This is a genomic window from Paraburkholderia sp. Ac-20347, assembly GCF_017104805.1.
GTDB classification, from domain to species: Bacteria; Pseudomonadota; Gammaproteobacteria; order Burkholderiales; family Burkholderiaceae; genus Paraburkholderia; species Paraburkholderia tropica.
The window spans coordinates 1-11,814 of record NZ_JAAGPN010000254.1 but is presented as its reverse complement, the minus strand read 5'-3'; the positions used below and the strand labels follow the sequence as shown (position 1 = coordinate 11,814).

General features: G+C 65.8%; 9 protein-coding genes and 1 pseudogene. 4 read left to right on the top strand and 6 right to left on the bottom strand.

Annotated elements, in window-relative coordinates:
• Positions 1 to 400: 400 nt before the first annotated feature.
• Positions 401 to 1,711 carry an MFS transporter gene (locus G3N97_RS31310; RefSeq protein WP_205996823.1) on the bottom strand — a complete coding sequence of 437 codons (1,311 nt, stop codon included), beginning with the start codon at positions 1,709 to 1,711 and terminating at the stop codon, positions 401 to 403.
• 478 nt (positions 1,712 to 2,189) lie between these two features.
• On the opposite strand from G3N97_RS31310, the gene G3N97_RS31305 reads away from it, so the two are divergent.
• A complete protein-coding gene (locus G3N97_RS31305; protein WP_065059047.1) occupies positions 2,190 to 2,633 on the top strand; it encodes a MarR family winged helix-turn-helix transcriptional regulator in 444 nt (147 codons plus the stop codon).
• Positions 2,634 to 2,667: 34 nt separating this feature from the next.
• Here G3N97_RS31305 and G3N97_RS31300 read toward each other — a convergent pair whose 3' ends face one another.
• From G3N97_RS31300 to G3N97_RS31280, 5 genes are all read right to left on the bottom strand, one after another.
• Complete coding sequence (locus G3N97_RS31300) at positions 2,668 to 4,989, bottom strand: molybdopterin cofactor-binding domain-containing protein (protein WP_205996822.1); 2,322 nt, start codon at positions 4,987 to 4,989, stop codon at positions 2,668 to 2,670.
• Positions 4,990 to 5,124: 135 nt separating this feature from the next.
• The gene (locus tag G3N97_RS31295) at positions 5,125 to 5,778 is read right to left on the bottom strand and encodes an isochorismatase family protein (protein ID WP_205996821.1); all 654 of its coding nucleotides are present in this window, start codon (positions 5,776 to 5,778) and stop codon (positions 5,125 to 5,127) included.
• A gap of 1 nt (position 5,779) precedes the next feature.
• Complete coding sequence (locus G3N97_RS31290) at positions 5,780 to 6,838, bottom strand: 2,5-dihydroxypyridine 5,6-dioxygenase (RefSeq protein ID WP_205996820.1); 1,059 nt, start codon at positions 6,836 to 6,838, stop codon at positions 5,780 to 5,782.
• Positions 6,839 to 6,865: 27 nt separating this feature from the next.
• Complete coding sequence (locus G3N97_RS31285) at positions 6,866 to 7,729, bottom strand: alpha/beta hydrolase (RefSeq protein ID WP_205996819.1); 864 nt, start codon at positions 7,727 to 7,729, stop codon at positions 6,866 to 6,868.
• Positions 7,730 to 7,791: 62 nt separating this feature from the next.
• Positions 7,792 to 8,544: an Asp/Glu racemase gene (locus tag G3N97_RS31280; protein ID WP_065059052.1), complete on the bottom strand. Its 753-nt coding sequence runs from the start codon at positions 8,542 to 8,544 to the stop codon at positions 7,792 to 7,794.
• A 295-nt stretch (positions 8,545 to 8,839) separates the two neighbouring features.
• Between G3N97_RS31280 and G3N97_RS31275 the strand changes: the two genes are divergently transcribed.
• The 3 genes and pseudogenes from G3N97_RS31275 to G3N97_RS31265 all read left to right on the top strand — a co-directional run.
• The gene (locus G3N97_RS31275; protein WP_205996818.1) at positions 8,840 to 10,012 is read left to right on the top strand and encodes an FAD-dependent monooxygenase; all 1,173 of its coding nucleotides are present in this window, start codon (positions 8,840 to 8,842) and stop codon (positions 10,010 to 10,012) included.
• Positions 10,013 to 10,180: 168 nt separating this feature from the next.
• Positions 10,181 to 10,711, top strand: coding sequence for a (2Fe-2S)-binding protein (locus tag G3N97_RS31270; protein WP_205996817.1), 531 nt, complete (start codon positions 10,181 to 10,183; stop codon positions 10,709 to 10,711).
• Positions 10,708 to 11,814: pseudogene (locus tag G3N97_RS31265) on the top strand (cytochrome C); the annotation flags it as partial. The gene G3N97_RS31270 and the pseudogene G3N97_RS31265, both read left to right, overlap by 4 nt.

Below are 11,814 nucleotides of genomic sequence, written 5' to 3'. Positions count from 1 at the left end.
TCGATGCTCATCGTCATTCAGCCTGCGTGGCAGGGGCGTCGACGAAATGCTGCACACTGTCCCCCGTTGTGAGTGATGCCGCGCGCCGTCGTCGTGGAGGGCGCACATGAAAAGGCAATCTGGCATGGATGCCGCGATAAGTCCATCCGGGCAAGGACGCATTTTTTTACGTCAATGCGCGATACATGTGCCGTCGATGCGCGATGCGTATGAACGATCGTGCTCGCACGATTGATGCGTGCTGCTGAATGTTTGCGTCCAATGAAAAACGCATCGCCGCCCGGGGAAAGGCGGCGATGCGTATTCTTCAGACTTCGCGTTGCGTGCGATGAAACGCGGATAGGTCGTGCTTTAAAACGCGGGTTTCAATGCGTTTGCACGCGCGATGCCGAGGTGGTCATCAGCGATTGACGACCTGCTTCGGATACGAAAGCGCCAGCGCGCAACCGATCACCATGCAAATAGCGAAACCGTAGAGCCCCGCGCTTTGCGAATGGAACGTATCGCGCAGCCAGCCGATGAAATAGGTGCTCCCGAAGCCGCCCAGATTCGCGATCGAGCACGCGAACGCAATGCCGCCCGCCGCCGCCGAGCCCTTGAGAAACGTCGAGGGCAAAGACCACACGACCGGCATGGCCGCCGCCGCGCCTGCGTTGACGAGCGAGAACAGCAGCACGGTCGACAGCGTGCCGTGCGAGCCCGCCGCCGCCACGGCCAGCGCCACGGCCGAGACGAGGAAGGGCACGACGATATGCCAGCGGCGTTCGCGCAGACGGTCCGAACTCGCGCCGCACCAGAGCGTGGCGATCACGGCGGCGGCGTTGGGCACGGCCATCAGCCAGCCGATCGTGTAGGTGTCTTTCACGCCGGTGTCGCGCAGGATCGTCGGCAGCCAGAAACTCACGGCGTAGAGGCCGAGCAGCACGCACAGATCGATCAGGCCGAGCGCCCACACTTTAGGATCGACGAAGGCCTTGCCGAGCGCATGATTCTTGCCGCCGGTGGGATCGGCGTCGAGATTCGCGCGCAAGGTCTTCTTTTCCTGCGCGTCGAGCCATTTCGCCGATTCGATGTTGTTGGGCAGCCAGCGCAGGATCGCGAGACCGAGCAGCACCGAAGGCAGCGCCTCGATGAAGAACAGCCATTGCCAGCCGCCGAGACCGTGCGCGCCGTCGAAGAAGCGCATGATCCAGCCCGAGATCGGGCTACCGATCATGCTGGAAAGCGGCAGGCCGACCATGAACAGCGCGACGATGCGCGCGCGCCGTGCATCCGGATACCACTGCGTGAGATACAGCAGCACGCCGGGCAGGAAGCCCGCTTCGGCCACGCCCAGCAGGAAGCGCACGATGTAGAACTGCATCGGCGTGGTCACGAACATCGTCGCGCCGGACAGAATGCCCCACGTAATCATGATGCGCGCGATCCACAGCTTTGCGCCCACGCGCTGCAGGATCAGGTTGCTCGGCACCTCGAAGAGGATGTAGCCCGCGAAGAACAGCCCCGCGCCGAGACCGTAGATCGTGTCGCTGAACTTGAGCGCGTCGAGCATCTGCAGCTTCGCGAGGCCGATGTTGATCCGGTCCAGGTAGGCCGCGAAATAACACAGACAAAAGATCGTGATGAGGCGGAACGTGACCTTGCGGTATAGCTCGCCGTGTTGGGCGCCGGCAGGTGAAAGCGTGGCGCTGCCGGATTGCACGGTTGACATGGAAGGCTCCCTGGTGGGATGAAGCGGATGGAAGTTAGTCGTCCGATGCGTGCACACATCGAGCGCTCACAGATGACTGTATAGCATGTCAAAATATAAGCGTATACGCTCTAAATATTCTTGCCGATGAAAGCGGATAGGGGTTTTCATCAGGCGTGACGTTGTGAGAATTTCAGCCTGTAAACGCAGTGCTTTCGTGCTGTAAAGGCAATCATGTTCGTGCCGAAAGATGGTGCTGGTTCAGCACTAAATTTGTGCGAATACGCTAGAATTAGCAGCGTTGACGCTGGATTGAATCCGGAGCTAATCCGGCTTCTATCGTGTTTTCGTGCACGTTCGTTCGTTTCGGCCCCTGCATCGGCGTGACGAATGCGCGGATGATCGAACGCAAATAGCGCGAAGGTGTGCGTATCGGGCGCGAATGTCTAAGGTGTACACTACATTTTTTCGCCAACAAGCCGTTTCGGGCCGAACCTTCATGCCGTCTCCCAAGGACTCATACGACTTCCACGATCAGGTGGGCCATCTGCTGCGCCGCGCCTATCAGCGTCACGTTTCGATCTTCCAGGAAGCCATTCCCGATTCCGACCTCACCGCCGCGCAGTTCGTCACGCTGTGCGCCGTGAAGGAAAAGCAGGGCTGCTCGCTCAACGACATCGTCAAGACCACGGCCATCGACCAGGCCACCATCCGCGGCGTGGTCGAGCGCCTGAAGTCGCGCGCACTCATTGAAGTGCTGCCCGACCCCAACGACGGCCGCAAGCTGCTCGTGCGCGCCACGCCCGCCGGGCTCGCGCTCATCGAGCGCACGGTGCCGTTCGCGAAGCAGGTGACCGAGCGCACCTACGGCGAACTCAATGCGGGTGAGCGCGTGGCGCTGCTGTTTTTGCTGCGCAAAATGATGGAATCGGACGGCGAATAAGGTTGTAAAAGGCGCGCGATAAGCGGCTGCACAATTAACGCGCGCTCACCGCCGCCTCCGCGTGGCGCGCGTCGAGTAACTGGCCCGCCGCGCGCAAGCCTGCGCGGATCGTGTCGGGCGTGAAGGGCGGCGCGTAAAAGCGCACGCCGGTCGCATCGAAAATCGCATTCGCCAGTGCGGCCGGTCCCGGCACCGAGGCCGACTCGCCTGCGCCCATCGGCGGCTCGCCCTGGCGCGGCATCAGCACCACGTCCACGGCGGGCAGTTCGGGGAAGGTCAGGATGGGGTAGCTGCCCCATTCGCGGCTCGCCACCTTGCCATCGGCGAAACGCACGCGCTCCTTCAACGAGCGGCTCAACACCTGAATCACGTTGCCGTGAATCTGATGACGCACGCCGTCCGGATTCACCATCGTGCCCGTGTCCTGACCCACGGTGAGACGCTCCACGCGCACCTCGCCGGTCACGCGGTCCACCACGAGATCGACCACCCACGCCGACCACGCCGCGCCGAAGCCCGGGAAGCGGCTGTGCACGTAGCGCGCGTAAGCCATGCCGCGTCCGCGCGCGTAGCGCCCGGTGTCGTTCGGCGTGGCATGACGTGTCGTGCGCGCCTTCCAGCCCGCACGTTGCGCGACCGCTTCGAGCAATTCGGCGGCGCGCGCATCCTGCAGATGACGCAGCCGGAAGTCGAGCGGATCGACGCCCGCTTGCGCCGCGAGTTCGTCGGCGAACGCATCGTGCGCGAATGAATTCGGCAGCGCGGAGACGCCGCGAAACCACGACGAACGCACGAGCGGCGCGAGATCCTCGCAAACGAAGCGACGGTTCTCGCTCACATACGGCGACACGGCCGTGCGATCGCCCATTTCGAACACGCGCGGCTGCTCGCCCGGCACGACGCCCGTGAGCAGCGCGGCGAGCAGCGGCGCGTCGTTCGATGGATAGCGCGTGCGAAAGTCGTAGCCCGTCATGCGGCCTTCGCGCGAGACGGTGCCGGTCACTTCGACTACCTGACCCGTGCCCTTGGGTTCCCACGCGTGCTCGTCGGCGCGCGTGAGCTGCACGCGCACGGGCGCCTGCACCGCGCGCGAGAGCAGCAGCGCATCGCCGCAGACATCGTCGGCGCAATTGCGGCCGTAGCAGCCCGCGGCCTCCATGCGCACGATGTCGATGTCGGCCTCGTCGCGGCCCACGAGCGTCGCGAGGTCGTAGCGCAGTGAGACCGGATTCTGCGTGCCGGACCACACGGTGATGCGCCCCGCGCCCGGCTCGCGATAGTCGGCGAGTGCGCACGACGGCCCGATCGAGCCGTGCATCTGATATGGCCACACGTAGGTGCGCGTGAGCGTCAGCGCGCCGGGCGCCGCGCGTGCGCCCTCGACGTCGCCTTCTTCGAGCAGCGGGCGGCGCGTGGCCGGCGCGGCGAGGATGGCCGCGCCGGGATCGTCGAGCGAGGGCAGCGTGGGCATCGGCTTCCACGTCACACGCAGCTCGCGCGCGGCGCGCATGGCTTGCTCCTCGCGCTCGCAGACCACGCCGACGAAATCGCCGCTCACGACCACGGCGCGCAGCCCCGGCACATGCGCCACCGATTCGCGATCGACGCGTTCGAGCAGCTTGCCGACGAACGCGCCGCTGTCGATGCCGTGATAGGGCGGGCGCACGACGCGGCCGTGCAGCATGCCGGGCACGCGCATGTCGTGCACGAAGGTGAGCGCGCCCGTGGCCTTCGCGGGGATGTCGACGCGCGGCGACGACTTGCCGATCACGCGATACGTCGACGGATCCTTGACAGGGACCTTGAGGTCGAGATCGAGCGCGATACGGCGGCCCGCGACGAGTTGCGCGAAGCTCACGCGGCGCGCGTCGCCGGGCTTGTCCCCGGTGGTGGCTTTATCCGCATTGGCGAAAAAGACTTCGGCGTTATCGGTCGCGAGGGCGTCGACGGGCGCGCCAAAGTGCTGCGCCGCGAGTTCGAGCAGCGCGAGACGCGCCTGCGCCGCCGCGCAACGCAGCGGCGTGGCCGAAATCTGGATCGAGGCGCTCGCGATGGTCGGCCCCTGATTCGGCGTGGCGGCGGTATGACCGAGCTGCATCGCCACGCGCGCAGCAGGCACGTCGAGTTCTTCGGCGACGATCTGCGCGAGCGACGTGCGGATGCCCGTGCCCAGATCGACGTGACCGTTGAACGCGAGCATGCGGCCGTCGTCGAGCACGGCGACGAACACTTCCGGCACCTCGGGCACGAACGACGAGAGGCTGCCCGGCTGGCCGGGCGCGGGCTTGACGGGCGGCGCGGGCTGACGCACGACGGTGAGGCAGCCCGCACGCGCGAGCAGTTCGGAGCGGTTCACGGCAGAGAGTTCCTGTGGCGGCGCGCGTGACTTCGGGCGGGACGTGCGTTGATCGCGTCTTCGCGCGAGCGCGTGTACGTGACGCTACGTCGCCAAAAAACACGCGTCAAACGGCCAGCGACGAATGCGCGACGTTCAGCGCTGCGCGGCCTCGATCGCGGCAATGGCCTCGTCGAGCGGCATCACGGCCGCGTACTTCTGCTGCATGTCGAAGAGGTTGGCGTTGTGCGGCTCGATCGCGCGGTCGCCCACGCAATCGGAAAGCACGAGCGGGCGGAAGCCATGCGACATCGCATCGACGACGCTCGCGCGCACGCAGCCGCTCGTCACCGCACCGGCGACCAGCAGCGTCTGCACCGCGCGCTGCGCGAGCCACGGCGCGAGCTGCGTGCCGAAGAACGCCGAGGGCACGGTCTTGCGCACCACGACTTCGCCGCGCGCGGGCGTCAGCTCGGGCACGATCGCACTGTTCGGATGGTCCTCGGTGAGCGTGGCCATGCCCGGCACTTTCAGCGAGAACACGTTGTCGTCGCTGCCGTCCGCCGCGTAGACGATGCGGCTGTGCGCGACCGGCCAGCCCTGTTCGCGCGCGAGCGCGAGTGCGGTCTGCGTGCGCGCGATGGCGGGCGCAATGTTGCCGCCGCCGAAGGTCTTCGGGTCCGCGAAACCCACCACGAAGTCGATGATGAGCAGGCCGATGTTGCCCTTCACGGGCAGCGGCGTGCCGAAACCTTGCTGGCGATAGACGGCGGCTTCGGCGTGATCGCCGTGATGTGCGTGATCGTTCATGTCAGATGTTCTGCGTATGAATAGGCGCTTGGCGCACGACGCGACCGTCGCGCACGACGGTGTCGTCGTCGAGCTTGACGGTGCAGTTGCGCAGCGGAATGTCGATATGGCAGGTCGTCGTGCGCGAGCCGCCGCCTTCGTTGTTCGGCCCGAGCGAGAACAGGAAGTTGCCTTCGAACGCGCGCGCGTCCATGCCGATGGTCGCTTCGCGATCGTAGAGGCCGAGCGTCGACCAGCGCGCGCGCGGCTGCAATCCCCAGCCGATGTGCGAGATCGCATAGCCTTCGGGATCGTTGAACGTTTCCATGTAGTCGCGCAGCAGCGCGGCGTCGACGCCGCCTTCGATCTTCGTCGCGTAGCCGCCTTCGACGGTTAGCACGATCGGCTCCGTCACGTAGCGTTTTTGCGGAAGCAGGATGTCGCCGCGATCGATCACGATGGTGCCGTGCGCGGTGCGGTCGTCGGGATACGTGAGCGCGAAGCCGCTTGGCCAGTGATCCCAGCGGCCCGGTTCGTCGACGAAACCGTATTCGGCGGTCGGACCGAATTCGCCGAGCGGACACACGAGCGCCGTGCCCGCGGGCGAACTCACGCGCATCTCGCGCGCCGCGCCGATTTTCTTCGCGGCGGCCAGCACGCGCTCGCGATCTTCCAGCGTCGGCACGAGGCGCGCGAGCACTTCGGGCGGCTCCACCGCGAGCAGGATTTTCGTGCCCGACTTGAGGATGTCGTGCTGCTCGGGCGAAAAGAGCAGCGTCATCAGATCGAGCACGAGATCGCTCGCCTTGAGCGCCGCGATGGCCGCGTGATTGCCCGTGAGCGGCGTGGTGCCGAGCCATGCGAGCGAGTCGCGGCTGAAGGCTTTTTCGCCGTTCACGGGCGGCAGGTCGAGCCGGTTGACGATCGCGCCCATCGACTGCGTGGCGATCAGCGCGCACGCGAGCGTTTGCGCATGCGTGGCGACGCTCGTGAGGATCGTGACGGTCTGGCCGGCTTCGAGGCGCGAGAGCGTGAGCACTTCTTTCCACGCTTCGATCAGTTGATGGTCGCTGACGGGCATCGTGCGTTCTCCGGTGAGCGTTGCGTGTTAAACGGTAACTTCGGCGGTAACAGATTCGGCTTGCTGCGCGAGCGGTGCGCCGAGAAAGTCGCCGAATGTCGCGTAGAAACCGGCGGCGTTGTCCCACGGAATCATGTGGCCCGCGTCGGGCACGCGCACGTGCTGCATCGCGGGCGTGGCGCGCTGCAAGTCGGCGACGTCTTCGTCGCGCACCACGTCGCCGCGCTCGGCGGTGATGAGCAGCGCGGGCAGCGTCAGTTGCGCGGCGTCCGCGTGGAAGTCGTCGGTGTGGAAGCCTTCGTACGAGGCGAGCACGGCGCGCTCGTCGCAGGTATGCAGCCATTCGGCGCGCAGACGCAGCTCTTCGTCGGTCCACGTTGGGCAAAACGCGCGCATGCCTTCGGCGTCGATGCCCTGACGCGCGAGCGCCATCGAATCGACATACCACGGCAGCTTGCCCGGATAGTCGCGACGTCCCGGACCCGAGACCGGCGGATCGACGAGCACCACCGATTCGAGCGCGCCGTTCGCCTGCAACGCAGCACGCGCCGCAATGCGCGCGCCCATCGAATGACCGACCAGCGCATAGCGTTCGAGCCCGAGCGCGGCGGCGAGCGCCACCACGTCGGCGGCTTGCGCATCGAGACTGTAATCGAGCGTGGCCGACGCTTCGGAGAGGCCGCGTCCGCGCACATCGATTACATAGGTGTCGAACGTCGCGCCGAACACTTCGCCGACGAAGCCCCACGTGATGGCCGGACTCGTGATGCCGGGAATGACGATGATCGCGGGCCGCGCGGCGCGTGCGCCTTGCGCGCCGCCGTAGCGCAGATAGTGCTGGCGGATGCCGTTCGCGTGAACGTTCGCGCCGTAGAGAAACGTGCTGGACATGAGGGCTCCGGTTGCGTTACTGCATGGCATGACTACGTGACGGATCGATGAGAAACGGCCGCTCAGTACGCGCCCGAGAGCAGCGCGCCCGCGCCCGGCACGATCGGTTCGAGATCGAGTTCGCGCAGCATCGCGTAGGTGGTTGCGATGGCGGCGGTGATGACGGGCTTGCCGGTCATCGCTTCGACCTTCGCGACAGCGGCCAGCGACGGCATCTGCACGCAGGCGGACAGCACGATCGCATCGGCGTCGGCGTAATCGAGCGTCTTGACGATCTCGGGCAGGCGCGCCGGATCGTGACGGCCGACTTCGAGGTTGTCGGGGATTTCGAGCGCGCGCCAGTCGAGCACTTCATAGCCCTCGTGCCGGATGTAATCGACCACGAGTTCCGTGAGCGGCTTCATGTACGGCGCGACCACCACGATGCGTTTCGCGCCGATCACCTTGAGCGCGTCGACGAGCGCGCCCGCGCTCGTGAGCACCGGCGCGGCCGCGCCGTTCTCCGCCGTGTGCTTCGTGAGACGCGCCTGCGAAACGCGGTGATAGCCACGGCCCATCGCCATGATCGCGACGAGGCACGCATAACCGAGCACGTCGACGCGCGCATCGGAAAGCTCGACGGCGCAGCGGTCCGACTCCGCATCCATCGCGGCCAGCTCTTCCTTGACGACCTTCTTCATGCGCATGCGGCTCGAATGGAACGTGAAGCGCTCGGGGCGGATCGCTTCGCGCAGACGCAGCATCGCCGGAATCTCGGTTTCCATCGTGGTGTTCGAGCTCGGCACGATCTGGCCGATGCGGTAAGTCTTGCTCATGACGCTCACTCCATTGCAGTTGGGCGGCGACGAAACCGGCGGGCGCAGGCGTCGTCGAAATCTGGGCAAAGTCTAGTGTGTACGTTTTAAATGTGCAACGTGGAAAATTAATCGTTCACGTGCATCGCTTCATATATAGCGCTTTAACGCTGTTTCATCGCGCGATACGACCAGGGAAAGTTTCCGCTTGCCGATTTATTTTCTAATGTGTACGCTACATTTCACCTCGGCAGACCTCGAACTCAACCCGGCCCGGCGGCGCGTTTGCCGCGTGGGCGCACGACCTGGAGAAATCATGAGCAAACCCCGTATCGCCATCATCGGCGCAGGCCTTGGCGGCGTGGCAGCCGCCGCGCTGATGCAGCGCCGCGGCCACGACGTCCGCCTCTACGAGCAGGCGCCCGCGTTTTCGCGTCTCGGCGCGGGCATCCACCTCGGGCCGAACGTCATGAAGATCATGCGTCGCATCGGCTGCGAGGACGCGCTCAACGTCATGGGCTCGCACCCCGATTACTGGTACAGCCGCGACTGGAAGACGGCCGAAGCGATTTCGCAGATTCCGCTCGGCGACTACGCGCTCAAGACCTATGGCGCGAGCTACCTGACCGTGCATCGCGGTGACTTCCACAAGCTGATGACCGACGCCGTCGCGCCGGGCACGATCGCGTTCGGCAAGTGCCTGAGCGCGGTGGAGGATACGGGCAGCGAAGTGCGCCTGACGTTCGCGGACGGCAGCGTGGAAACCGCCGATATCGTGATTGGCGCGGATGGCGTGAACTCGAAGATCCGCGAGCATCTGCTCGGCGCGGAACCGCCGCGTTATACGGGTTATGTCGCGCATCGCGCGGTGTTTTCCGCTTCGCTGCTCGGCAATCGCGCGTACGACATGTGCGTGAAGTGGTGGTCGGAAGACCGTCACATGATGGTCTATTACGTGACCGAGAAGCGCGACGAGTACTACTACGTCACGGGCGTGCCGCAAGCCGAATGGCCCACGGGCGTTTCGATGATGGAAAGCAGCCGCGAGGAAATGCGCGAAGCGTTCGACGGTTATCACCCGGACGTGCTGAACCTGATCGACGTGTCGCCGTCGATCACCAAGTGGCCGCTGCTCGAACGCGATCCGCTGCCGCTCTGGAGCCGTGGCCGTCTCGTGCTGCTCGGCGACGCCTGCCATCCGATGAAGCCGCATATGGCGCAAGGCGCGGCGATGGCGATCGAGGATGCGGCCATGCTCACGCGCTGCCTCGACGAAGTGGGCACGACCGATTACGCGGGCGCGTTCGCGCTGTACGAGGCGAACCGGGCCGAGCGCGCGTCGAAGGTGCAACTCGTCTCGCACAACAATACGTGGCTGCGCACGAACGAAGATCCGGCGTGGGTGTTCGCGTACGACGTGTTCAACACGCCGCTCGTCGCGCCGCAGGCGAAGCGCACGCCGAGCGCCAGCGAGGCCGCCACGGCATAACGCGCATCGCGTGGATCACGTGCATCGCGCGCGTGCGCGCCGAATTTCGGCGGGTTATAACGTCTTGTGCGCGCGTTCGTCGAACGCCGCGCAGGGCGGTGGAGCGGGCTGTAGCCAGTCATGCCCTGTGCCACGCAGCCCGTGCTCACCTTAAATTCGAGTCAGTTCATGTTGCATTCCGCTTCCTTCGCGGGGCCGCTCACGCTCAGCGTGAACGGCACGACGCGCACCATCGAGGGCGCTACGCCCGACACGCCGCTGCTCTACATCCTGCGCAACGACTGCGAACTCAACGGCCCGAAGTACGGCTGCGGGCTGGGTCAATGCGGCGCGTGCACGGTGCTCGTCGACGGCCAGCCGACGCGTTCGTGCGTGGTGCCGGTGGCGGCGGCGCGCGAGCGTGAAGTGACGACGCTCGAAGGACTCGGCACGCTCGACGCGCTGCATCCGGTGCAGCGGGCGTTTATCGACGAACAGGCCGCGCAGTGCGGCTATTGCCTCAACGGCATGATCATGAGCGCGACCGCGCTGCTCGCGCGCAATCCGTCGCCCGATGAAGACGCGATACGCGACGCGCTGCGCTTCAATCTGTGCCGCTGCGGCACGCATCTGGAGATCGTGCGTGCCGTGAAGCGCGCGGCGCTGTATCTGCAGCAGGCGGAGAAGGTAGAACACGAGCAGGGAAGCGAAGCGCGATGAGCGAGGACGATCCGCAAGGGCTGGCCTTGCGCGCCGATGCAGCGTTGACGGCGATGAACACGGACGCGAGCGCGCACGCGCAGGAATCGGGCACGCTGCGTCGCGCGGATTACGCGTGGCCCGCGCAAGGACGCGATGCCGATGCGCAACTGGCCGTCGAAGCGCGTCTCGCCGCCGACGGCACGATGACGAAGTGGCATTACCGCGCGCGTCTCGATGCGCAGGCCGAAGCTGAAGCCGTGCAGGCGGAAAGCGCGGCGCTGCCGCCGCTGCTGTATCGCCATGTTCAGGCCAGCGTGGCCGTGGACGATCCCACGTGCGCGATTCCCTCGCAGGCGCATGCGTTCGCGCGCGAATCGTTTATCGACGAAATTGCCCACGACGCGCAACGCGATGCGGTCGCGTTGCGTCTCGATCATCTCGACGCGAGCCGCGACGCCGGTGCGCGCGAGGTCATCCGTATGGTTAGCGAGCGCGCGGCGTGGGGCGCGCCGGTGAGTGCCGCTGCGCAACCGGACTCGCCTTGGGTGCGCGGGCGCGGCTTCGCCTTCGATGGCGAACGCGCCGACGAGCACGTACAGCCTTCAACGCTTGCGCTCGATTTCGCGGATAAAAGCGCGTCGGCGAAATCGCTGAAATCGGTGAAACAGGCGGCAAGCTGGTCCGCATGGGTCGTCGATCTCGACGTCAATCGCGCAACCGGCGATATCGCCGTGCGGCGCGTCGTAGCCGGGCAAGGAGCGGGCACGCCGGATCAGACCGCGCTTACCGGCATGCCCGCATGGCAGATCGAGGAGGCCATCGCGCGCACAACCGGTGTGCGTCGCCTCGCTCGCGCCACGCACGACGAAACCGGCTCGTCAGAAGGCAATCAGACATCGGTTTCGCATGACCTGATCGATTCGCCAATCGATTCGGAATCCGGATTAATTCAGCGTCGCAACGATCAAGACGAAAATCGTATCGATCAGATGAGCGCGCCCGCGGCCGCCGCCATCGCCAATGCGCTCTACGACGCCACGGGCGTGCGTTTTCGCGCGCCGCCGTTCGATCCCGACACGCTGCGCCGCGCGTTTGCGGCGGCCGGTCCGGCCGTGGCGCTC